Source organism: Argonema antarcticum A004/B2 (assembly GCF_023333585.1).
Lineage (GTDB): Bacteria > Cyanobacteriota > Cyanobacteriia > Cyanobacteriales > Aerosakkonemataceae > Argonema > Argonema antarcticum.
Map to the genome: position 1 here is coordinate 39,640 of NZ_JAIQZN010000009.1, position 23,147 is coordinate 62,786.

28 protein-coding genes are annotated in these 23,147 nt (G+C 45.1%); 7 read left to right on the top strand and 21 right to left on the bottom strand.

The genetic code is table 11. The features are described from left to right. Positions 1-83 precede the first annotated feature (83 nt). Together LAY57_RS05985 and LAY57_RS05990 are read right to left on the bottom strand one after the other, a co-directional pair. Positions 84-692 carry a CBS domain-containing protein gene (locus LAY57_RS05985; protein WP_249065415.1) on the bottom strand — a complete coding sequence of 203 codons (609 nt, stop codon included), beginning with the start codon at positions 690-692 and terminating at the stop codon, positions 84-86. 230 nt (positions 693-922) lie between these two features. Beyond that, a complete protein-coding gene (locus LAY57_RS05990) occupies positions 923-1,195 on the bottom strand; it encodes a hypothetical protein (RefSeq protein WP_249065416.1) in 273 nt (90 codons plus the stop codon). A 171-nt stretch (positions 1,196-1,366) separates the two neighbouring features. Here LAY57_RS05990 and LAY57_RS05995 point away from each other — a divergent pair, with 171 nt between their 5' ends. Beyond that, positions 1,367-2,371 (top strand): arginase family protein, encoded by a 1,005-nt coding sequence (locus LAY57_RS05995; RefSeq protein WP_249065417.1) that lies wholly within the window; start codon positions 1,367-1,369, stop codon positions 2,369-2,371. Between the two features lie 235 nt (positions 2,372-2,606). On the opposite strand, the gene LAY57_RS06000 is transcribed toward LAY57_RS05995, so the two are convergent. Beyond that, positions 2,607-3,038, bottom strand: coding sequence for a hypothetical protein (locus LAY57_RS06000; protein WP_249065418.1), 432 nt, complete (start codon positions 3,036-3,038; stop codon positions 2,607-2,609). Between the two features lie 2 nt (positions 3,039-3,040). After that, entirely contained in the window at positions 3,041-3,943 is a 903-nt protein-coding gene (locus LAY57_RS06005) for a hypothetical protein (protein WP_249065419.1), read from the bottom strand. Between the two features lie 223 nt (positions 3,944-4,166). Here LAY57_RS06005 and LAY57_RS06010 point away from each other — a divergent pair, with 223 nt between their 5' ends. Then, the gene (locus LAY57_RS06010; protein WP_249065420.1) at positions 4,167-4,652 is read left to right on the top strand and encodes a helix-turn-helix domain-containing protein; all 486 of its coding nucleotides are present in this window, start codon (positions 4,167-4,169) and stop codon (positions 4,650-4,652) included. Positions 4,653-4,695: 43 nt separating this feature from the next. Here the strand turns inward: LAY57_RS06010 and LAY57_RS06015 are convergent, their stop codons facing one another. From LAY57_RS06015 to LAY57_RS06055, 9 genes are all read right to left on the bottom strand, one after another. Then, entirely contained in the window at positions 4,696-4,887 is a 192-nt protein-coding gene (locus LAY57_RS06015; RefSeq protein ID WP_249065421.1) for a hypothetical protein, read from the bottom strand. Between the two features lie 45 nt (positions 4,888-4,932). Continuing rightward, the gene (locus tag LAY57_RS06020; protein WP_249065422.1) at positions 4,933-5,076 is read right to left on the bottom strand and encodes a hypothetical protein; all 144 of its coding nucleotides are present in this window, start codon (positions 5,074-5,076) and stop codon (positions 4,933-4,935) included. Further along, positions 5,054-5,407: a DUF433 domain-containing protein gene (locus tag LAY57_RS06025; RefSeq protein WP_249065423.1), complete on the bottom strand. Its 354-nt coding sequence runs from the start codon at positions 5,405-5,407 to the stop codon at positions 5,054-5,056. The genes LAY57_RS06020 and LAY57_RS06025 overlap by 23 nt, the downstream gene beginning before the upstream one ends. Before the next feature lie 135 nt (positions 5,408-5,542). Continuing rightward, complete coding sequence (locus LAY57_RS06030; RefSeq protein WP_249065424.1) at positions 5,543-7,174, bottom strand: DMT family transporter; 1,632 nt, start codon at positions 7,172-7,174, stop codon at positions 5,543-5,545. Positions 7,175-7,603: 429 nt separating this feature from the next. Continuing rightward, entirely contained in the window at positions 7,604-8,881 is a 1,278-nt protein-coding gene (locus LAY57_RS06035) for an inorganic phosphate transporter (protein WP_249065425.1), read from the bottom strand. Between the two features lie 189 nt (positions 8,882-9,070). Further along, the gene (locus LAY57_RS06040; RefSeq protein WP_338022360.1) at positions 9,071-9,847 is read right to left on the bottom strand and encodes a Uma2 family endonuclease; all 777 of its coding nucleotides are present in this window, start codon (positions 9,845-9,847) and stop codon (positions 9,071-9,073) included. Between the two features lie 98 nt (positions 9,848-9,945). Further along, a complete protein-coding gene (locus LAY57_RS06045) occupies positions 9,946-11,136 on the bottom strand; it encodes a homospermidine biosynthesis protein (RefSeq protein WP_249065426.1) in 1,191 nt (396 codons plus the stop codon). A gap of 253 nt (positions 11,137-11,389) precedes the next feature. Next, on the bottom strand, positions 11,390-11,950 hold the full coding sequence (locus LAY57_RS06050) for an O-acetyl-ADP-ribose deacetylase (protein ID WP_338022361.1): 561 nt from the start codon (positions 11,948-11,950) through the stop codon (positions 11,390-11,392). A 52-nt stretch (positions 11,951-12,002) separates the two neighbouring features. Next, the gene (locus LAY57_RS06055; RefSeq protein ID WP_249065427.1) at positions 12,003-12,812 is read right to left on the bottom strand and encodes a ferritin-like domain-containing protein; all 810 of its coding nucleotides are present in this window, start codon (positions 12,810-12,812) and stop codon (positions 12,003-12,005) included. 385 nt (positions 12,813-13,197) lie between these two features. Here LAY57_RS06055 and LAY57_RS06060 point away from each other — a divergent pair, with 385 nt between their 5' ends. Continuing rightward, the gene (locus LAY57_RS06060; RefSeq protein ID WP_249065428.1) at positions 13,198-13,497 is read left to right on the top strand and encodes a hypothetical protein; all 300 of its coding nucleotides are present in this window, start codon (positions 13,198-13,200) and stop codon (positions 13,495-13,497) included. Between the two features lie 28 nt (positions 13,498-13,525). Continuing rightward, the gene (cobO, locus tag LAY57_RS06065) at positions 13,526-14,200 is read left to right on the top strand and encodes a cob(I)yrinic acid a,c-diamide adenosyltransferase (RefSeq protein WP_249065429.1); all 675 of its coding nucleotides are present in this window, start codon (positions 13,526-13,528) and stop codon (positions 14,198-14,200) included. 51 nt (positions 14,201-14,251) lie between these two features. Here the strand turns inward: cobO and LAY57_RS06070 are convergent, their stop codons facing one another. Together LAY57_RS06070 and LAY57_RS06075 are read right to left on the bottom strand one after the other, a co-directional pair. Beyond that, positions 14,252-14,875, bottom strand: coding sequence for a hypothetical protein (locus tag LAY57_RS06070; RefSeq protein ID WP_249065430.1), 624 nt, complete (start codon positions 14,873-14,875; stop codon positions 14,252-14,254). Positions 14,876-14,896: 21 nt separating this feature from the next. After that, positions 14,897-15,124, bottom strand: a complete 228-nt coding sequence (locus LAY57_RS06075) for a hypothetical protein (RefSeq protein ID WP_249065431.1) — start codon at positions 15,122-15,124, stop codon at positions 14,897-14,899. Between the two features lie 83 nt (positions 15,125-15,207). Here LAY57_RS06075 and LAY57_RS06080 point away from each other — a divergent pair, with 83 nt between their 5' ends. Further along, entirely contained in the window at positions 15,208-15,417 is a 210-nt protein-coding gene (locus LAY57_RS06080) for a hypothetical protein (protein ID WP_249065432.1), read from the top strand. Between the two features lie 105 nt (positions 15,418-15,522). Here the strand turns inward: LAY57_RS06080 and LAY57_RS06085 are convergent, their stop codons facing one another. The 6 genes from LAY57_RS06085 to LAY57_RS06110 form a co-directional block, all read right to left on the bottom strand. After that, positions 15,523-16,506: an RNA polymerase sigma factor, RpoD/SigA family gene (locus LAY57_RS06085; protein WP_249065433.1), complete on the bottom strand. Its 984-nt coding sequence runs from the start codon at positions 16,504-16,506 to the stop codon at positions 15,523-15,525. A 1,067-nt stretch (positions 16,507-17,573) separates the two neighbouring features. Then, on the bottom strand, positions 17,574-19,307 hold the full coding sequence (locus LAY57_RS06090; protein ID WP_249065434.1) for a helicase HerA domain-containing protein: 1,734 nt from the start codon (positions 19,305-19,307) through the stop codon (positions 17,574-17,576). A 414-nt stretch (positions 19,308-19,721) separates the two neighbouring features. Beyond that, on the bottom strand, positions 19,722-20,558 hold the full coding sequence (locus LAY57_RS06095; protein ID WP_338022362.1) for a glutathione S-transferase family protein: 837 nt from the start codon (positions 20,556-20,558) through the stop codon (positions 19,722-19,724). Positions 20,559-20,729: 171 nt separating this feature from the next. Further along, positions 20,730-20,999: a GlsB/YeaQ/YmgE family stress response membrane protein gene (locus tag LAY57_RS06100; protein ID WP_249065435.1), complete on the bottom strand. Its 270-nt coding sequence runs from the start codon at positions 20,997-20,999 to the stop codon at positions 20,730-20,732. Between the two features lie 236 nt (positions 21,000-21,235). Next, positions 21,236-21,412, bottom strand: coding sequence for a hypothetical protein (locus LAY57_RS06105; RefSeq protein ID WP_249065436.1), 177 nt, complete (start codon positions 21,410-21,412; stop codon positions 21,236-21,238). Between the two features lie 168 nt (positions 21,413-21,580). Next, on the bottom strand, positions 21,581-22,159 hold the full coding sequence (locus LAY57_RS06110; protein ID WP_249065437.1) for a GNAT family N-acetyltransferase: 579 nt from the start codon (positions 22,157-22,159) through the stop codon (positions 21,581-21,583). A 162-nt stretch (positions 22,160-22,321) separates the two neighbouring features. Between LAY57_RS06110 and LAY57_RS06115 the strand changes: the two genes are divergently transcribed. Beyond that, positions 22,322-22,735, top strand: coding sequence for a HEPN domain-containing protein (locus tag LAY57_RS06115; RefSeq protein WP_249065438.1), 414 nt, complete (start codon positions 22,322-22,324; stop codon positions 22,733-22,735). Then, a complete protein-coding gene (locus tag LAY57_RS06120; RefSeq protein WP_249065439.1) occupies positions 22,714-23,106 on the top strand; it encodes a hypothetical protein in 393 nt (130 codons plus the stop codon). Before LAY57_RS06115 ends, LAY57_RS06120 begins: the two co-directional genes overlap by 22 nt. Positions 23,107-23,147: the final 41 nt, after the last annotated feature.

Below are 23,147 nucleotides of genomic sequence, written 5' to 3' on the forward strand. Positions count from 1 at the left end.
AGGACAACTCCAACTCTTACCTCTAGTCCTTCTATCCCTTACTGCGTAACCTTTTTCCCTCTTCCCTAGCCCCTAGCTATATTTTACGATCGGCCCGACTGTACCATCCAAACGAGAAAGCCCAAGATTTGCTCAACTGGAGGGAGAGGGTAATCTGTAAGGTCAATGGACGCGCATTGCCCTTCCAACTTAAGAAACCGCCAAACCGTGCCACTACTCACCGTTCCGTAAATCGTCGAGATAGGCTGTTGTTTTTGTTGGTTAAAGCGTTGAGCTGCCACCATTTCCGCGAGGCATTGCCCTAGAGCAGGTTTAAGATCTTCCTTCTTGGCTTCCACCACAATAACCGCAGGGGCTTTGATAAATAGCTGCTCTGGGGAACGACTAAGGAGAAAGTCAACATAGCCTGTGAGTTCAGCCTCCGGTTCCACATTGAATTCCTCGCCAGAGAAAACGCTAATCTGTCCTTTGAGTTGGCGTTTTACCTCTAATAACACAGGATTAATGATACCTTCAGAACGGGCTTTCTCGCTACTCACCGCGATCGCCCAGGGAATCGTTTCCTTAAGAATATCTTGAAGCAAAGGAGTAGGAGTGACAGAGGGAATTTCTGGCAGGAAGCGCCCCCCTTCAACGATTGTGAGATGGAAATCTTCTACAGCTTTGCTGAGAGTGAAATTACTGTAAGGCATAGGTTCGTAATCTTTTTTCCCCGCTGCTAAGTTACTAACGGAATTTCTAAGGGGCGCTAAACTGAATTATACAGCGCCCCAAGCGATCGATCTGGTGCGGGTGTTAAGTTAATTGATGTTTGATTGACATGAGGTAAAGAGAAACCGGGTTTCTGGCGTTGACTTCATTCATCGGAGGTCAGTTATAGATAGTCAAGCAAATACGGATGTTTGATTTTTTGGGTTTATGTTCATCTATCTTCTGGTCGCCAAATAGTGGAAACAGACTGAGGTTGGGGTGCGTCGGTGGAATCGATCGCAGTCGGGATCTGGTTTTGGCTAGCCTGGAATTCCGACATTTTACCACGGAACGGCCAGCCCGATCGCTTATCGTAGTTGGATGCTAGAGCCAAAAACACCCCACCCACAATAAACACCGGCAATGGCAGCGCTAAGTGTTTCATCCATTCAAAAAGTTGTGCCAACGCAAACAAAAGTAGGAAACTGGCAAGCCAGACTCTCATCTTTACACCTCAAGCACTCCAACAACTCTAGCAGATTTTCGCTCGCAGATTTTAAATTTTTGCCAGATATTTTTTTCTTGGGTAGTCAATTTAGCAATTATTTTTTAAATTAGTATTAACATGGCTTGATATGCGCCCGTACCTTAAAAACCGTGGGAATGTCTTGAAATTATGACAAAATTTGCTACCTACTTACATCCTCATACCTGCTATACATCTAAACCAAGTAGTAACCTTTCTTTCGTCGGACACTCTTTACCACATTACAGCAAAATCAGGCACGAACTTGAGAAAGCACTGGCTGATTATCCAACCCTAAGCGTGAGAAATGTTGAATACACCGAATATCTTCGAGTACACGCAGATAGGTATCTCATACAGTTAGCTCTAATGGCATTGGATAAACCTTTAAAGAAGAAGCCAAAATTAAGTATTGAATGCCAAAATCTAGAATATTGCCTACCAGGTTATTTATATGGTTTAGGAGGAATGATCGAAGCCATAGACAATATGAAAAAAGGCATTTTAGAACGCGCCTACTGCTTCAGTTTAGTAGGTCATCACGCACACAAAGATTGGGGACACGGATATTCTTTGCTCAATCCTTTGGCCGCTGCCGCCCGGTATGCTCAGTCTCAAGGTTTTCATAAAATACTAATTGTAGATTGGGATATTCATCATGGAGATGGAACTCAGTCGATTTTTAGCCACGATCCGAGCGTTTACTGTATAAGTATCCATAGCGTTGCCGATTTATATATGGCTAAAGCATCTGACCTCAAAGCAGGTACAACAACACAAGGAGAAGAAGTTGGACACTGCAATATTCCTATTCTATCTCAAACATTTAAAGATGACTTGTTTGATAAAATTAACTTGAATGGTAAATTTTATAGAGGTAAGGAAAGTTTGCCTAGATTTCAATTAGCGCTGGAGCAGCTACCCTGGAATCCTGATTTAATATTGATATTTTCAGGATACGATTCTCATAAAGATGATTGCGGTCAAGGAATTACAGATTGGACAAATCAAGACTTTAAATTATTAACCGAATATGTACTAAATTTAGCTACAAGAGTCTCTTGTCCTGTTCTATCCAGTCACGGTGGAGGGTATAAGTTACCTGTGACGATATCGGCAGCAGTCAGTCATGTAGGAGTTTTAGCTAATTATTAAGTAAATTTATCACGTGGGGCTTTCAGGGTTTGTTGGCAATTGATAACCAAGATGCTGAAAGTCTGGGATGGCGTCTCGATCGCCTTCCACTCAAATTAACTTATAATAAAGATCGTACATTCATTCTATAGCAGGATAGACAAAAATGATCGCGCTGATTCTAGAAACCCGGTTTCTTTAAGAAACCGGGTTTCTGGGTGGGGAATAAGGGTGCGATCGCTTGTCAAATAGGAAATTAAAACTCCCATTGATGGTTTGGATCGTCAAGGGCTTCTCTAACAGATGATAAATCAGCGAGGTCTTTGAATGGGCTAGACTTGGCTATTTCTGTGATGGAATTCAGGGCTAAAGTTAACTGGTTATTATTACCGTCTGCTATTGCCATATCTACTTTTTCAAACAGAAAGCAAAAGTTTTCGGCACGTTCATCAAAGGATCGATCGAGATACTTTATTAGAGCGTCACGTTGAGCGTTAACTTGAGCGATTGTTGCTTTTTCCCAGGCTTCAATTCCACGCCGCTTAGTTTGCTCTTGCTCAGCAACTATTTTGTACTCGGTGTAGGCTAACACAATATCACGCAAGCATTCAGCCGGATTGGTGAATACAGTAACACCTTGTACAACGCCTTGTGCAACCACTTCTACAGGAACTTTTTTGGCTGTCATATCTATTTACCTGGTAAAATGTGGTATTTCTCTAAGATAGTTACAGTGCCAAGGTTAAGCTTACCTTCGCTGTTTAAGACAGGGGTTTTCAAAATTTCTACAAGTCCCTTCATCAGAAGTCCTACTTCTTGAAACTTCTCGGCATCCCTTTTTGAATCAAAAGGTTGAGATTCCAGTTGGTTAAGACCTAAAATAGCACGAGTGTTAAGAGATCCAAAGACACCCCTCAATTCAGTAATCCGTCGTTTAACCTCTTGCGAATAATCTTTGGCAAGGTTAATCTCAGCGATCGCTTTGTTGACTTTGGCTTCATGTTCCCGCGCCTTTGTCATGGCTTTCTCACCTTCACGTTTAGCCATAAAGCCCCCAATGAGCAAAGCCGGAGCAATAGTTATACCGCCCAGTACAGCAGCACCAACAGCCATACCACCGCCACCCGCTGCGATCGCTCCACCGCCAAACCATGCTAAGGTTGCGTTCCAAGCTGCTGCTCCGCTAAGGGTTGAAATGGCTGTTCCAGTGCTTGCTGCTCCTATTGAGGTAGCAACACCTATGGCTCCACCATATCCCGCTGCTGCCGCCCCAGCCGCTTTAACGCCACCTTCAAAAAACTTTTCTGCTCCTATAGCCGCAGCTTTGTACTCATTGATTTGCTGAACTGAAAAGTCCATCCCCTCTAAAAGTCGCTTTTCGCTTTCAGAAGCCCGCCGCCCATTGCTTTCAAGGAAAGCAATAAAACGCCCAATTGTATTTCTTATAACACCAAGTTGGAATTGACCATACTCTTCTGCCCATTTGTTTGTAGCTTCTTCGTCTTTTTTCAATTGTGCAACAGCACGTTCATATCGCTCTTGAGCTTGTTTTGCAAGTTCATTAGCTTTTTGACCTGGGTAGAATGAAGGCATAAAATACTCTTAATGGTTTGTAGTTTTTAGCAATTTTAAGAACAGGCGATCGCATTATTTCTGTTACTGCATCCGCAAAAAGCAAATATCCTAGTGATTTCCACCAGAAATCATGCCTGAGCCTGTTTTACCTCATACTAAGCCATCTATACTTAACCAAAAACTAATAAGCACTAGGTATTATGCTAGAATTCGATTAGGAATTTTCTGAGTACTCCCGAAAATGGCATCTACTGAGCAGTTTACCCAAGCGGCAAATGAATGGGACTTAGAAACCCTCTACGCAGACCTCGCATCTGCCAAGGGAAAGCGTCTGACACCAGTGGAGAAGCTGCACCTGCGGGCATTGCTTTCTGGCTACAGTCCTACTGAATTAGCTGAAAAGCTGAATAAGAGCGTCAAGGGAGTTGGAGTAGATCTTTGTAACACTCTGTATCAGTATGTTAAAAACCTTGTAGGTAAAAGCGATGAAAAGATAGAAAACTGGAGAAATATCTACGAATGGCTTGAGGAAGCGGGATATAAAACTCAATTAGCTGCTGAATGCGAATCAAGTGATTGTTTAGCAGGAAAATTCTTAGTAAAAAAAGCTAATATAACTGTTGATAAAAATCAAATAATAGTTGACCTTCATGTCCGAATAGTAGCTGTATCACCTTTAGAAACTCCAACAACAACAGAAGAAATAGATACTAACGGTAAGGTTTGATGTATAAAAAATGCAATTAATGTAATTCCAAATAGAATAAAATTCACATATCCACATCGCGAATTTTAGTTAGTGCGAGGTGAATAATCTGGTCTTGATATTCGCCCTCAAAAGAACCTTCGGCAATCACAATTAACTCATCAATATTTTGACCTATACTTAAATTGGAATTGAGAATAAAAATACCTGGAACGTGATGATCTTGGGAGATATGATCCGCCAAGTGTACAGGCATGGATTTACGGTTATTTGTCACTAAAATAAAGTTATACTCTTCACACTACAGCATAATTTCTGGGTCTAATGTGCCTTTGGCAGGAGTCTGAATTTCCCCTACTGCCCGAATTGGTAAATCTGATTTCCGTCGCCGCAACTGAGTCGGATAAATCGGATCGACGTTTTCATCCATTAGATATTTGAGCATTATTTGCCTTTTTCATTGCTTCGCGTTCGTCTCTGAGTTTCTGTAATCGCGCAACTGCTGGGTGAGGGTTCAATGCTTGAACTTTGCGTTGCTGGTGTCCCCACTCTAGCCAGTCAACGATATACTTGCCAACTGCTTCTTTGTTTTGTAAGTAATAAAGAATTGTGGCATAGACTTGATCTAGAGTAAGAGAAGTGTATATTTGAGCGATTTGTTCGGGAGTGCGGGCCCGATAGATATATTCATATAAAATAGTTTCAATACCTATCCGCGAACCTTTTAGCCGAATATCATCAGGTGCAAGGAAGTTGAAATACTCTTCTAATTGCATAGTTTAATCCTCCTGGGGCATAATTGTGTTTACACTCAGCACTCAGCACTCAGCACTTTGCGATAATACTGAGGACTGAGTTAATTAAAACTCAGTCCTCAGCAATCATACGTCAATCATAACTTTGGCTAACAGCTATTTCCTAGCAGGTTGAGCGGGTGGCGCTTTTGGCTTTGTATTCTCCACACTAATGCCAAGTACCCACACAGTTACCAGCACAACGCCGAGTACTTGGAGAAGTACCAACTTTTCATTAATGATAAAGAAAGCCATGATTACTGTTAGAGCAGGGCCACTCGCTCCCACAACCGAAGCAAGGGCAGGGCCGATCATAGGCACGCCAAAGTTATTGAGTAGATAACCGAAGAGGGTAGTCACAGTCAAAACTAACGCTCCCACCCAGAGCCCTGGCCACATCGTCGGTTTAACTGTAAATCCGAGCCCCGGCACTGCCGAGCCTACTAGGAGAACTAAGCCGGAAAAGAACAAGATTGTGGTAAAGTTCACCACACTAAAAGGAATGGGATGAAGCTTACTAACTTTGATCAGAATTACGTAGACGGCAAAAGCTATTCCCGATGCTATTGCTGTTATTGCTCCGAGCGTATAATTGCCTTTAGCGCCAGTAGTCAAGCTAGGAATGGTCAAAAAGCCACCTATATAGATCGATATCGTTGCCAAGATGAGCAGAAAGGTGGGTTTATCCCGAAAAATTAGCCAAGCTAACAGAATGGTAACCGTGGGATAAATAAAGAAAATCGTTGTGGCAACACCTGTGGGAATGTTTCCCAGCGCAATGTAAATGAAAAATTGAGATAGGAACAGAAAGAAGCCACTTCCAACTACACTGAAAAGCCGACCGCGCTGATCTGGATTGCCAAGTTGTCTGATATCGCGGTATGTATTTGGATAACGCCACGGGGCTATGATAAAAGCCATCAGCGGTGCCACAATTATCATCCGCATCGCCAAAATCAATAGGGAGTTTCCAGGACTGGGAGTAATAAATCCTCCTAGTTTGATCATTCCCAAAATTGACTGCTCCTTCAAAATCACCCTGGTCACCACGTTTTGGAATGAGAGGGTGAGAGAAGAAAGCAAAATTAGCAACAACCCAGTTTTAAAGTTTGTTTGCTGGGGGGTTGGTGGAACGCTGGGGACTGGCGAAATTTGTTGAGAGGGTTCCCGGTCATTCGGTTGTTCTGGAAGATACTGTCCCGGCCTGCTTGGCAAACTGCGTGTAGAAGGCTGAATATTTTGTTGCAGTTGAACCTTGATGCGACTGACTAACGCCTCTAAAATCGCTTCTCCTTGCTGTTCGAGAGTTTGCATCCGGCCCAGCTGCTGGGATAGGGCGCTTTGATAGCTGCTGATATCCTGTTGGAGGGTTTTTAAGGTTGTACTGAGTGTGGCATCGAGGGATAAGAGTAAGCTGTTGGCGTTATCGTAGCTAGGAGGCTGGTCAGCGCCAGCACCTGACGGGTCGAATTGCTGCCGCAATTGCTCTTGCAGGTGGGTAGCCAGTACCTGGGCTAGTTGCTGTGCCCATTGTTGCTGTTGCTCTATCTGTTCTTGAGATTGCACTTGGCGATATTGCGATCGCAGCTCTTCGATCTCGCCAGACAGGCGGGATTTCTGGGATTGTAGCTGCGTGACCTCTTGATTCAACTGCGCGAGCAGATTTTGCTGTAGACTTTGCAGTCCCTCGGTCAAGAGGTTCAGCGTATCTTGTGCTGTTTGTGGATTATTTCCACCCTGAGTTTCCATGTCGTTCTCCGGTTGCCCCATTAGCGTCTAACCTCTAGTCAGTTGGCTATAAAAAACGTGGATCGCTAGTTGCTTTGTTATTGGTATTCCTAAGTATTTTGTCAAATGCAGCCGCAAATTGTAATCAAATAGTCTCAAAAATTGTATTTTAAAATATTATGAATTTTTACGAACTTTAGGTTAAGTTTTCTGAATAATGGTTTTGTAAGCTGCTCTGTTCCGGCTTACAGGCAAAACAGGAAGCTAGATTTTCTGATAGTTATGGATTCAGAATTTTCTGATTAAGTTGTTTGGACTTCGAGGTCGATCGAGATTGCTTTCACCTCAAGAACACTTTAATTAGAAGGGATTTTCCCAGTACAGGCTGGCGCTTTAGAGGTAGAGTACATCCCAATGGCGGGAATTGCAAGGTGGATTTGCCCCTCTGGGTCAATATAACTGAAGGAGAACCAAACGAGCAACAAGAAAGATGATAGCGCCTAGAGTGGCGGTAATGGGAATGGTGATGACCCATGCCCCGGCAATGCTTTGTAGTGTGCTAAAACGTATAGACCGCCAACTTTGCACTAAACCGATGCCAATAACGCCGCCGACGAGGGCGTGAGATGTGGAGATGGGCAAACCCAGTCTGGAAGCGACTAAGACGGTGGTGGCGGTTGCCAGTTCGGCGCAAAAACCGCCGCTGGGTTGGAGGGGTATGATGTTTTCTCCGACTGTGGCGATGACGTTTTTGCCCAAAACGGCTAATCCGGCGACAATTCCCAAACCACCAACTACTAGAATCCAGAGGGGTACGCTGAAGTCTGCTAAGGGAACCGAACCTGTGCGGCGGATGTAGGCGATCGCAGCTAAAGGAGCGATCGCATTTCCGACATCGTTGGAACCGTGAGCAAAGGCGACAAAGCAGGCGCTGAGAACTTGAAATCTTCCTAGTTGACGTTCGATCGGATTTTGGATTTTCGATTCTCCCCCACTCCCCCACTCCCCCGCTCCCCTGCTCTCTAACTGTCGCCAACTAACCAAGGAGAGGCTAACGGCTGCTAGAGCACCAATTGCCAGGGGGATATCATGAGCGGGGAGAGTCAGTCCCCAGCGGTTTGTGAGAAACACCTGCAATGGTTGAGTTAGGCTCGGTAGGACAATGACGCCAAACACACTCAACAAAGCTGCACTCAACCAGGGTATCCATTCGCGCAGTTGTTGTAGGGGATTGGGCCGATCGAGAATGAAACGCTTGACAATTGTGTAAAAAGATGATGCTACGATACCGCTGATAACGGGGGTCAATACCCAAGCGATCGTAATTGTGCCAATTGATGACCAGTCTACAGAATCGATCCCAGCAGCGACCCAACTGAAACCTGCGATCGCACCTACTACAGCATGAGAAGAGGAAACTGGCAAGCCCAAACTGGTAGCAATTTGCAACCATAAACCGCAGGATATCAGTACAGATACCATTCCGATTAGTAAAGTCTGTGGCGTTGAAGCGAATATAGCTGGGTTGACAATTTCCGTTGCTAGAGTTTCGGAAACGGCACCGCCAAATAGTACAGCACCCGTGAATTCTAAGATCCCGGCAATTATGATTGCTTGCCGCAGGGTGACTGCTTTGGAGCCTACGGAGGTTCCCATCGAGTTAGCGACATCGTTTGCGCCTAAGTTCCAGGCGAGGTAGAAGGCGAGTAGGGCGACCAAAATTATCATGTCGTCTGTATTGATGGTGACATGGTTAGTTTATCTGGTGAGGGATGTGGGGGTGTTCTAGCTGAGGAGGGAATCAGATTTTGAACCACAGATTAACGTTTGGTGAGTATCCTAAAAGCGATCGCATTCTCTCTGTGCCACTAAAATGAAGTTCGATATGCCTCCGGCACGCTTCCCAAACGCACCTTCTCAAACCTCATCTGGATCGATATTCAAGTCCCGCAATTTTGCTGCTAATCTTTCAGCGCGTTGTTCCGCTTCCATCGCTCTAACTATAGCAGCGTTAGCTTCCTCACTGGGAACTGGAATCAATTCTCCTTCTAGAGTGAACCAACGTAACCACAAACGGTTAATTCCCTCATACTCACCTTGCCATAAAGCTAAACTCAATCCCAGTTCTTCAATGAGCAAACGTCCATCAGTTAGGGATGCTCTTTCGTATTGACTACCCACTAGGTGAAATGCCTGAATTTCATTCGTATAGCGACTGAAAACAATATAGTAAGGAACGCGCAGAATTCGCTCGTAAACTTGCCACTTTGTGGGTGGATTCCCTCTTTGTCGTACTGTCCTACCTAAATCTTCATCTTCCGTACCTGGGGATAATAATTCAACTACTACAAAGGGACTAACTTCCTCTTGCCAGATGACATAGCTTAAACGCAAGTCGTAACCGTCGTAAAGTCGAGAAACTCCGACTACAGCAAACCAATCTGGGCGTTTGTACCAATTGAGATGACGGTTATCGTAATAAAGATTGATGTCAGCACCGATGAACACCTCCGCTGGGCTATAGTTAGAAGGTTTGAAGGTGGATCGCAATAGCGATGGTTGATGTAGGTGATATTCGTCAGGCAAACCGGGTTCCTCTGGATCTTCGCTAGGAAGATCGTACATTGTTGGCAAGGTTTGTCGAGGCGAAAGGGGGGGATCTGTTTGGGAAATGTGGTGAGGAAAGCTTGTCACGATCGATCTCCAGAACGGATTAATTATTAGCATAATCGATAAAGCCCGCCTACGCGGGCTTTGTTTGTATAGCCGCGACTTTAGTCGTCAGTCAGCTACTAATTTTTCGGAATCAACCTACCAGTGGGTGAAGTTGCTACAGGTTCTTCAGCAGCAATTTCTGCCACCGCAGCAGGAATTTCTTCGAGTGACTTAGTTTTAGCTTTATTGAAATCGGTGATGAGTTTTTCCATCATTTCTCCCCGCCGATCGTACAATCGTTTCAGTTGCCGAGGTTCGCACTGGTCGATCGTGTATGCAGTTATGATGGGTACAGCGATCGTACTATCTGTGTAACAAACGATCGTGCTGGGTAACTCTTCTGGATCGATTTTGCCCCAACTTACCGCTTCGCTAGGCGTTGCACCAGATAAACCACCCGTATCGGGACGTGCATCGGTAACTTGCACAAAGTAATCGTGTCCCCGTTCTTCTAATCCCAATACTTCGTGCAGTTGTGGTTGTGTTTGCAATAGGAAGTTTTTCGGACTACCGCCGCCAATAATTACTGCTGCACTTTTGCCTTCTGCACCAGATATACCAGATTCACGGGCACAGTATGCGATCGCAGCTGTCTCGTTGACATCCAACGCTGGATCTAATACTAACTGAGAACCTTCCAATGCGATCGCTGCTACGTTCATCCCGATCGAACTATCCCCAGGCGAAGAAGTATAGATGGGAACACCACACTCGTAAGCTGTGGCTAGCAGGGACGAATGCTTAATTCCCAGTTGCTTTTCCACTTCCCAGACATACTTACCCAGCAGATAGTGAAACTCTGCCGTACCCATTCGCTTCTGGAACTCTTCTGCTTGCAGAATCTTGCGGATAAACGCATCGGTTTCCAGCAGCACATCATACCCAAAGGTAATATCGTAGATGCGAATAGTACCTTCCTCACGCAGCTTCACATCATCGACAAACGGACTGTTGGAATAGAGATCGAAACCCAAACCGAAGTGCATATCGTGGTAAAGATTTGCACCCGTACTGATCATCCAGTCAATAAAGCCGTTGCGGATTAGCGGCGCGAAAGCAGCAACCCCCATCCCAGCAGGTGTCATCGCACCGGAAAGGCTGACTCCCACCGTCACGCCTTCCTGGAATACCTCGCGACTCAGGAGGTGGCAGATTTCCCGCAGCCGAGCAGAGTTATATGCGGTAAAATAATTATCGACCAAATCTACCACGCCAATTTCCTTCGGCATTGGGGCAGGTGCGATTTTACGACCGGACTTTTTTGACATTTTTGCACTCCTAAAAAATGAGCAGTAAACGTGCCGAATCTTATGTTACCTAATACTGCTCGGTAATCGCTTAATTTTCAACCATGTAGGTTTTACATTTGTAGGGGCAATTCATGAATTGCCCCTACAAATGTAGATATTTTTAACCACAGATGACCACAGATAAACACAGATGAACACAGATATTTTGAGGATTATGGTAATGCTTACCACCCAATTAGTGGAATTTTGCGATAGACTCTAAGCGTTACCTTTAACTAATTTCTTTCATGACTCGCAGGTAACAATCGTATGCGCTTTTGCTAAAGCAAACCAAGATTACCTGTTCAACAGAAGTGTTTCTTTCCAGAAAACTACTGATTTCGGTAACAGCGATTTTGGCGGCTCGTTCTAGCGGGAACGCATACACGCCTGTGCTGATAGCAGGAAAAGCGATCGCGCGAATGTTGTGTTGCTCTGCTAGCTCCAGACATCGACGATAACAACCAGCTAACAACTCATCTTCGCCATAACTGCCACCCTCCCAGACTGGGCCAACCGTATGGATTACCCATTTAGCTGGGAGTTTGTAGCCCTTAGTAATTTTAGCATCACCTGTCTCGCAACCATTCAGTTTTTTACATTCTTCCCAAAGACCCTCACCAGCCGCACGGTGAATAGCTCCGCATACTCCACTACCAGGCATCAGAGCTTCATTTGCAGCGTTGACGATCGCATCCACTTGTTGTTTGGTAATATCTCCTTCGATAACCGCTACTTTGTTAAGTACCATTTGAGGTTTTCCCACTTCTGGATTGTAATTGTCATTGGTCATTTGTCAAAAGTTAGTTGTTATTTGTTCTTTCTTCAAACCCAATGAACGATGACTAATGACTTATCGCATTATTAAACTCAAGCCAAACAGACTGATAAAAACTGCTGAAGGTATAACCGCCTGCCCGAAAAACTTTGCCGTGGTCAAACCAAACCAATAATAGAGTAGCACTGAAAAACAGGCGGTGCAATAACTCTAGACAGACTAATTGCCAGTTCGATCGCTGTTGACGAATTTTCGTCAACTGTTCGGATTGAAAACAAACGTGCTGAGTTTCATCCCGGAGAATTTGCTGGCAAAGGTGATTTAAGATGGGCGATCGCGTTGCATCTCCCAGTGCCTTATAATAAACTAAAGCCATCAATTCCGCTGTTAACAGGACTACAATCGCTAATTCCAGGTTTGCCAATTTTCGGAGCTTGCGGAATATTGTATCTGTCCAATGACGCCGTGCTAAAGGAATTTCCTGCTGTTTCATAAACCGCGCCAAATCTGCGGCGTGTCGTTGCTCCTCAGCAATAAAAAGCTTTAAAGCTTCCACATAAACAGTATCTCCAGATACAGCAGCATAGACACGAGCTGCCTTCAATAAATTTGTACCTTCGGAACTTTCGCCCAATTGAAAACTGCGGATAGAATTGGAGATAGTTGTTTTTTCTGTGTCGCTGAGGCGGTAGGAAGATTCCCAGGGAATGGGTAGGAGGTTTTCCCGGTTGAAACGAAAGTGTTCTAACCATTCTACGGAGGTTTTAGTGTCCTCCCGCCAGCGTGTCCCTGGGATATCTCCGCGTTTGGTACTATCAAGCGATCGATCGCTACCTGAGTTCTGTCCTTTGCGCCCAAATGTCTTAGGGGTCATCATGGGGTTGATCGTCTCCTGTTTTGGCAGTTGTGTATTACTACGTACTGCAAATCAGGCTTTCCAGATCCATTTGTAGATAGGCATCTGTGTTCATCTGTGGTTAAAAATCTCTTTAACTCACATCATTTCTGTTAAAATGATTACCTCTCGACGCAAGCAATTTTTAGTTATAGCAACCGCTCTCGTCGGTTACGACGTTCTTAATTCCACCAAACCGTTCGGCTGAGACGTTCGGCTCGCGCTCAGTCGAGCCGCGCTCACGGCGAAGCCCTTGATTCTAGACCCTTTTTCCCTCTTCCCTCTTCCCTCTAGCCCCTAACCCCTGTTTTCTTTTGACTTTTGAATGAGTGACTTTTGACTTTTCTAGCCCCTAGCCCCTAGCTATATGCCCAAGAAACCTGACTTGTGCAACATCGGTAACGATCGATCGATTCAGCGACAGCCTGAAGAAAAATGCCACAGTTTTCAGGAAATTTTGCGGCGGCTACACGCTGAAGGTATTTACATTCATTCTGAGCAATTAGCCGAATTTTTACTAGCGCATGGACTACCTGTAGACTTGCACTATGTGCCAGATCGTTTAAAGGAAAAAGCTACTTATGTGAATAAAAATTACCAGGGTGATATGGTTCTTGTGGGTGAAGAGCAAGATGAGCAGTCTTGGGATTTTAGGGATCTGTGGTGAGATAATCTATTTTATTTAGACAAAATTGATGAAAATTACTAGCAATCTAAATGCAGCGGAAACGCCAAACGCTAGCAACCTAACTGAGGAGGCGTCATCCTCGCTGACATCGGAACAGTATAAGCGAAAAATGCAGCGGCGCAAGGAAGTGCAGTCAGAACGTCTAGCGGAACGAACAAAAGAGAAAGGCTTAATAATTGTTCACACTGGGAACGGTAAGGGGAAAACTACTGCTGCTTTGGGTATGGTGTTGCGATCGCTAGGTCACGGCTATCGGGTGGCGATCGTACAATTTATCAAAGGAGCCTGGGAACCTGCCGAAAAAGCTGCCTTCGGTCGCTGGGACGACCTGCTAGAATTTCATGCTATGGGAGAAGGCTTCACCTGGGAAACTCAAGACAAAGAGCGAGATATCCAGAAAGCGCAGCTCGCTTGGGATAAGGCATTAACTTTTATCCGCAACCATGAGTATAAACTGGTGCTTCTTGACGAAATTAATGTCGCCTTGAAGTTGGGATACTTGAGTGTCGAGGAAGTTGTAGCAGGACTGGAGCAAAAGCCAGATCGGACTCATGTTATTCTTACCGGCAGAGGCGCACCAGCAGGTCTAATCGAAAGAGCGGACTTGGTAACTGAAATGACACTCATCAAGCATCCATTTCGCGAACAAGCCGTTAAGGCTCAAGCGGGAATCGAGTATTAATTTTAGATTTGAGATTTTAGATTCAATCCAAAATCCAAAATCTCAAATCTATCAATAGTTAGCCTTACACATACTCAAAATGCGTTGGTCGTTCTCGCTAACTCTGGGAATCTGGTGATAGTTTTGCAGTTTTACGGATAAGGGAAAGGTAACTGCATCGAATCTATTGCCGCTAGGAGGGGAAGTACTACCTACGGCTACGGGCTGAAACTCTTGCTTTGGATCGGGGCTAGATTCTGCTATTTCGCTGTCAGGGTTGGCTAAAGTCACGTTCAGCTGCCGCGCCCGGAGGGTGCCTTGAAAGCAACTAAACTCCGATCGAGGCATATATAAGGCACCGATCGCGCGATCGCCCCGCACCTCAAACACAATATATTCTTGACCGATCTGTTCTGGCTGTGCGGACTGACCGTATAGGTAAATACCATCAGAGATCTGTTTGACCGATCCTGTTGTTCTGGTGTTGGAACTGGCTACTTCTGGTAGAGATGCTGACTTAGCCTCAATCACTCGATTTTGATGGGATGTGGCGGCATCCCCCGAAACGCTAGTCTGTATTGCGTTAGCGTTCCCACTGGAGATCCCCACCATCAGCATCAACCCAGCTAGCGGGATTTGCAAATAATTAGGCCGTTTATTGCAGTGGAAAAAGGAATGAACTATAGTGTTTAACATTGCTGATTTCCCCTGATGTATTTAAATTGAAACTGAAATATTATTTAATTCCAACTTAGCCCAAACTCTGGCGTTCTGAGTTCCCTCAACTGGCAGACTTTCTCTATTCCCAGAGATGGCTTTGTGGATTTGGGTTACCAAAATTTTTTCTGGCTGATTGAGGGTTGACAATTGACCCCCATATTTCCCCCGATCTACCTTTACAGGCTTAGTTTTTATACGCAAATTCTTCACACTTCTCACAGTCACACTCTCACCTCTTGACTGTTAAGTGGATTCACTTACGAAAGTAAAGATTTCCAATTCAGTTACAAATCTTTACAAAAAAGTCAGTGGTCAGTGGTCAGTGGTCAGTGGTCAGTTGTCATTGGTCAGTTGTCAGTTGTCAGTGGTCAGTGGTCAGTTGTCAGTTGTCAGTTGTCAGTTGTCAGTTGTCAGTTGTCATTGGTCAGTTGTCATTGGTCAGTTGTCATTGGTCATTGGTCATTCTCCCCCACTCTCCCACTCCCCCACTCCCCCACTCTTCCCCTTTTGACTTTTGAATGAGTGACTTTTGACTTTTCTAGCCCCTAGCCCTTTGATAAAAAAATTCGGAACGGGTAGCAAAGAATTGCCGCCCGTCCCGCGAGGTATTATTTAATTGAGGCTCAACTGGCGAGGTATTCCCGGACATTGGCTCGGTGACGGCGCAGTTGATCCAGAGCTTGACGTTCTAATTGGCGCACGCGCTCACGGCTGAGATTGAGCTGTTCACCCACTTTGGCGAGGGAAAGTGCGTTACCGTCCTGTAGACCAAAACGGAGGGTGAGAACTTGGCGCTGCTGAGGTGTAAGTTGCTCCAAGAGGTCATCGAGGTCTTGACGCAGTGACTCTTGGGTGATGTAATGCTCTGGAGACGGGCCATCATCTTCCAGCAGATCGGAGAGTTCTGTGTCCTGATTATCCCCGACTCGTACATCCAGAGAAACTGGCTGGCGAGCGATCGTCAGGTACTCGCGGATCTGGGCTGGTTCTAGTTCCAGGGACTCGGCAATTTCAGCTGGCGTAGCGCTGCGACCGAGTTGCTGGGCGAGTTCCCGTTGCACTTTCTTAATTTTGTTGAGCTTTTCGGTGATGTGGATGGGTAGCCGAATCGCACGACCTTGCTGAGCGATCGCACGGGTGATCGCTTGACGAATCCACCAGTAGGCGTAGGTGGAAAACTTGTAACCCCGCATTGGGTCAAATTTCTCCACACCGCGCTCTAAACCCAGGGTGCCTTCTTGGATCAAGTCTAAGAATTCCAGATTGCGCTTCTGGTACTTCTTAGCGATCGCCACTACTAGGCGCAGGTTGGCCTCGATCATCTTCTGCTTAGCTCGCTGTCCCCGGCGCAGCGCTTCGGAGAGAGCTTCTTCGCTCATGCTGACGCCAAGGGCAAACTCTGTTTGAGTCGGTTCGCGCTTCAGACTGGTTGCCAAGGCATCCTTCGCTTCCAGCAGGGTCATCATTTGCTGCACCTGCTTCCCAAAAACGATTTCTTGCTCGCGGGTGAGCAGGGGCACTCGTCCAATCTCACGCAGATAGGTACGAACCATATCCGCTGTGAACTTGGCATTGGTATTATTGGTTTGGGTAGTAACAGTCGGCATGGCGCGTGGTAACTATGTAGACAAACAACGAACTGGTGACTGGAGCGAAAGGTCAGCGGAACCAGGAAACTTTCAATTCTAACAAAAGCTTAGCTGAACCATCTGGAAGAAATCCTCTTGCCATAGGTGTATAGCCTGCTTTTTAATCGCCAATCTTAACAACTTGAAGTCGGTATGAGTTTATTTATCTTCATTGTAGTACAGAAACGGTATGAAAAAACCGATTTCTTTGGCAAGATGGGGATGAGAGGGACGCTTTGGTGAGTGGCATTTCAATTAGCTATAATTGCTCTGGATGCAAGCGAAAAAAGCTATCAAAGATACCGTAGCCGAAAGATTCCACCCGTGAAGTAGCAAGGTTATACTGGGTAAGTGTAAGCGAGTGCGAACTGCTAGCCTGTGCATGAGTACCCTGCTTAATAGGGAAACTAACGCTTGGAAAGACGATCGCATTTTTTCTCCCTTAAGAGAGATAATGGCAGAGGATGAAATGTTTATTCGCTGGCATAGCTGGGCAACCTCAAAGAAGTGAACTACTTAAACCAAGAACCCGATCTGCTTTAGCATTGGCAATAATAAACGTTTAGACGGGGAGCGAGGGTCAAAGGTTCACTGCTATATTTAATATTCCCCAGATTTGCTCAAAAATTGCGCTGCGATTAGAAATCTTTTGTTTTTGATGGCACAAGGGATGATATAGCTAGGGACTAGGGTCTAGGGGCTAGGGACTAGGGAAGAGGGAAGAGGAAAAAGCTTGACGAAGTAAGGGATTATGGACTAAAGGTAACAGTTGGAGTTGCCTTAATCGCCCTAAAGTTGCTATATCTAGTCCTATTTATAAGTATGGGCTAATCATCCCCTGACTGAAAAGCCCCAAGCGTATGAAATAACCGAACTTTTTGGGCGTAGTTTTCCACACAGGTGCAAAAGTCAAAAGTCAAAAGTCAAAAGTCAAAAGAAAACAGGGACTAGGGACTAGGGGCTAGGGGAAGAAGGGTTTGGTGGAATTAAGAACGTCCTAACCGCCTTGGTGGTTGCTATACTTAGAGTAAGTGACAAAAGCAGCACTAAAAGCCTAGATCGGCTTTAGCGGCTTCAGCAGCTGCGAAAACTTCTCCATCAGACCTTTCTTCCCAGCAGGTATCGCCAATTTCTCGGTAGAAGGTTTCGTCGTAGGGACGGGTACGTATGACTACCGGCATGGGGACGGCGTGGCCCAAAATCAAAGCTTGTTGCTTAGAATCGAGCTTAGCCAGAACGGATCGGAGGCTACCACCACCGGAGACGCCAGTAAAAATGGCATCGATGTCCTTTTCGTCGTTGAGTAAGGCGGTGATGCGCGTGCCGATTTGGGACATAACTTCGTTATCGATTCCAGAGGGACGCTGATCCACGATCAAAAGCGTAACGAAGTACTTCCGCATTTCACGAGCTATTATACCAAAAATTGTACTTTGCACAATGCTCGGATCGAGAAATCTATGAGCTTCTTCGATCGTGATTACCAGCGGCTGGGGGCGATCGATCGGATTTTTGGTTTGCAAGAACAACTCTGCCTTGCGGACGTATTCTTTGTGAATGCGACGGGTGATGACGTTGGTCACCAGCATATAGGAGAGCATATCTGACTGGGAACCAAATTCCACCACGACGTGCTTACCTGCTTCCAGGGATTGCAAAATTTGACTGACGTAATTGCGGGGACAGGTCGATCGCATATATTTAAGGTTTTCCAGACGCAGGAGTTTGCGCTGCAAAGCCATAATCGAACCGATATGACCTTTCTTCTCCTCGCAAAACATCTTGATATCTTCGTTATTCATATTGAGCAACTGAAGAATCCAAGCGTTGCCAAACTCGCCGCGAAGGATGTTAGCGTTGTCTAGGCTGGCTTCGGAAAGACCTAATTCTTGTCCTACCAACTTAATATCTTCTACTTCAATTTGGTCGTAAGCCAGGTAAAGTTCTTGGGCGTCGCGCACACCCCGCCGCGTGGTGGATTGGGGGTCGAGGGTGTACATTTGCACTTGTCCTGGAAACAGCTGGCGCAAACCTTTGACAGTGTTGTAGTTTTTGCCTTCGGAAACAGCTTCCCAGCCATATTCCGAGTGCATATCAAAAATTAGGTTAACTGCTGCTTGCCTGCGGATGATACCAGATAACAGTACTCTGGTGAGAAAAGATTTGCCAGTTCCAGATTTGCCAAATACGCCGTTGCTGCGTTCCACAAATCTGTCTAAATCGATACAGACGGGAACGTCCATATCCAAGGGTTGACCGATCGCAAAGTTGCGTCGATGGGGGTCATCTTCCCAACCGAAGACAGTGCGAAAATCTCGTTCCGTGGCGTCATATACTTGGCTGAAATGGCTGGGAATAGTTTTGACTGGACGCAATTCTAATTCTTCGCTGCTTTGGGCCTGAAAGGATGCCAGTACTGCCTGACCCTCCGATGGTAGCTTAGGGGTTTTCCCGTTGGAAATATATAAGCCGGGTGGTTCTGGTGTCGGAGTAAACATCAACATCGGAGCGAGTTCGATCGTCCCGTAAGTACCGCTTCCCGCCAGGACTTCGCGCAGGAAATCGTCCTCAGCTGCTGGTGGATTGGCGATAATCCGAGGGCTGGATGTGCCTAATTCTACATCGGTTAACAGGCAGAAAAAACGCGATCGCACCCCCTGCACCACCAAAAACTTGCCCACGCGCATATCTTCTACCGAAATATCCGGGTGCAGTCGTACTTGCAACCCTTCGCTGAGGGAACCTTCAATTACTGAACCTAATGGTTTACTTAAATCCATGTGGAGTTCATCGGGGAATTGCTAATGCTTAAAAGCCTATCCGAAAAATCAGATTTTATGTGCATACCTGATGATAAAAATATTAGCAATTAGCTCTTAGATATTAACGCAAGTTCCTAATTATATCATGTCCGGTGGCATCGGTTGCCTAAAAAAATCCCCTCTTATCTGTGTTCATCTGTGTTCATCTGTCTACCCTACGGGAAGGCGAAGCGCCTACATCTGTGGTAAAAATTGAACCACCGATGACAACAAAAAATTTGACGATATCACTCTTACACTAACAATGCTACCGGACATGATATTACTTGCATTCGCTCTTGTTTGGAATGGGTAATGGGTACGTAGTTGCGCTAAAGCGCTTTAGCGCAACTACGTACCTAAGCTGCTACGCAATTTGCGCTATTAGCGAGACTAATCTATTTCGATCGAAGTGGGAGCTTTGGGATTGGTGGTTGTGGTTGGTGTAGGTTGTTTGCGATATTGGGCGTAGAGACGATCGCGCCAGTTAAAAAACGTCTCGTATGCGGCGCTATCAGCCAATCCTGGGACTCCTTTACCTTTTAAGTTTTCTGGAATTTCCAGATAGGGGCCTTCGGGGAATTTGATGTACATACTCAAACCAGCGACGGCAAAATCTGCCAACGTAGGGTAATCTGCCACCAAATAGGGCCGATCCAGCAGTATAAGGCTGAGGGCTTCCAGGTCTTGTTTGAGGTCTTCTTGTGCTGATTTTACAACATCCGGGCCGAAGCCTATGCCCGAACCCAGCAGATTGAGAAAGTCACCTGGCACTGCCCCCACCAGCAGTTTAACAAAATCGGGCGTTGTTGAGGGCAAAACGGAAGTGCGGAAGGTCTGACTTTGGCTAAGACCTCCAAACAACGCTTTACGAGCTTTAAGCCCGATCGACTCATCGGCCCACTCTTCTATTAATAAGCACAGTCCTCGCTGTTCGGGATTTACGGGAATAATGGGCCGTTCTGGGTATTTGCGATCGAGGTATTTTGCGATCGCCGTCGAATCTGCCACAATCTCCTGACCGTCTTTCAGCACTGGCACCTGTCGCTGACCGGACATTTTGTAAAGTTCTAATTGTCCAATTCCTGGCGTCACCTCTATTTTACGGTACGCCAGCCCTTTATAATCCAAGATCAGCCGCACTTTCTCAGCGTAGTGGGACATTTCAAACTGGTATAACTCCAGCATTTTTTCTCCTTGCTGCTTGTTTGGATAACGTTTCTGGCTCATTCTTAAAGAGTTTAGTCTACTTTAGTCATTTCTTATTTGTCAAAATTTATTTTATTTTAAATTAACCAATATCCACCCTGACTAATGACCAATAACTAAATTACATAAAAAGCCCCCTACTTTGTGTGGGGGGTTTTTGATACCGTGTTGAAGGGAACAGATATTTGACTATTATGCACTTTGACGAGTTAATAAACCCCACAGGAAAATCAGAACCATAGCGCCGATGACAGCGAAAGCAATACTCGGAATTGACAGCGCTCCGTAGGCGGCTCCGCCACTTGTCCCCAAAAACAAATTGCCCAACCAGCCACCAACCATCGCGCCCAAGATTCCCAAACCCATTGTGGCAAATATACCGCCACCTTGATTACCTGGATATATTGCTTTAGCAATTGCTCCAGCAATCAGACCTAAAATAACCCAAGCTAAAATTCCCATTTCGTTTTCTCCTTTGTTATTGACTATTTTTGCTTTGTTATCTATACGTTATCAAGCTAAATCAAACGGCAACCTCTATCAGAGGGAATATCCATAGGGCATAGCTTTTCTGGCGATCGCTTACCTTTTTATAGGAGAATAGCATCTCTACCTTTTTATAGTTTCAAAATATATTTAGATTGCTGAAATATTTAGTGCTTCAAGTCGGGTCTGTTTCTACAGAGTCATCTATTTGATTAAGTATCCCAGTCGCCAAGGCGATTAGGACAGTATGAAACGCTCAAAGCAAGATCGATCGGGACGGTGTTTGTACTAAAGCCGAAGCACGGCTTCCGTTGCACTTTGCTATAGAAAAACTTAGCAACCATTTCGAGGGGCTTTTCCGCGATCGCCTTTTCGGCTTTGAGTTGCACAAAGGACACCCCAGAAACCGGGTTTCTTTGTAGCCCACTCACCTAAAAATGACTGTAAGTCCAAGCCTTTGGCATCACCCCATCGACAGATAAAATATATCTTGACAATCTTTAATAAATTAGCCCTAAGTCAAGAGCTACCGATCGAGTTAAATTTGGACGTAATTTTTAACTTTTAATTAGTAATTCAACCCATTCTCTCCTTAAAATAGAGTACATTTTGAGGTCGTGATAGATGCCTTTGACAAATAAGTGTTCCCGCAGGATGCCTTCAAATTTCATACCAACTTTTTCCATTACTTTGGCGGAAGGGATATTTTCAATTTTGCATCGGGCTTCAATACGATTTAGATCCATAGTACTAAATCCAAAGGCGATGACTGCGCGAACCGCTTCGGTCATATATCCTTTTCCCCAATATTTCCTAGACAGTGCATAGCCAATCTCAGCGCGATCGTCGTCAACAATCCAATTAACGAATCCGCAAGTTCCAATTAGCTTATTGTCTTCTCGATCTACGATTCCCCACGGTGCAATCTGATGGTTGTTGTAGTCTTTGATGACGGAGATGAGGAAATTTTTGCTCTCTTCTATTGATTCATGTACTGACCAGGTGGTGTACTTACAAACCAATGGGTCTGAGGCGTAATCAAAAATATCTTTTTTATCATCTAACTGAAGTTTACGTAATAGGAGTCGATCGGTTTCTAAAATTGGTAGCTCGCTAAATATGTCTTCGATTTCCACGGCTATTTTCCTTTGTTAAGGCTGTGTTTAAATTTTACCAGTCCGCCGTGCTTGCGATCGCACTTTGGAGAAAACATACGCTTCCACTTGTGCTACGCCAAAAATGAGGTAATGTAAAAATATACCTCTTCACGTAAAAATTATCCAAACGCCGCTAATTTTGTGAATAGAAAGCATCTCCAAGACATAGCTCGCCTTAGACTGAAAGAAGCAAAAGTGCTGCTGGATAACGGACATTACGACGGAGCATACTATCTTTGCGGGTATGCAATAGAATGCGCCTTAAAAGCTTGCATTGCTAAAAAAACGAATAAGTATGACTTCCCAGACAAGAAGACTGTTCTGGACAGCTATACCCACGATTTTAAGAAGCTTGCTCAAGTGGCTGAAATTTCGTCATTTATAGCACAGGAAAGTAACAGCGATCCACTTTTTGCGGCTAATTGGGCAATTGTTGTACAATGGTCAGAAGAAAGTCGTTACCAAAGATGGACTGAAGCGGAAGCTCGGAGTATCTACAACGCAGTTGCTAAAAGAAATCATGGAGTTTTGCAATGGATAAAGCAATTTTGGTAGAAAAAGATATAGAAGAAGGACGAAAAGTGATAGAAGCTCTCAAAGAAAATGGCTTCCCAGTAAATTCGGCCTTCTGGCTTTACAAATCTGAACCAGATGAATGGCGGCTGACATTCGCATCACCATTATACGACGAGCAAGGGCCATTTAAAGCTTACAGCTTTGTTCAAAAAGTATTGTCAAAGTTTTCACCTCCATTGGGAATAGCTGTCGCGGAAACTACAGTCCTCAGCGATAAGGATGAATTGGTGGAAGGATTGCGGCGTATGGACAAACAAACTCCCGGCATATTACCGAATATGAGAATGAGGAGAAGCTCGATCAATAAGAGATACGTGGATGATATTTATATCTACTATGCTACGCCATAGGTAATGGTGCGATCGCTCCTCTATAATTGCACCTGTTGCAT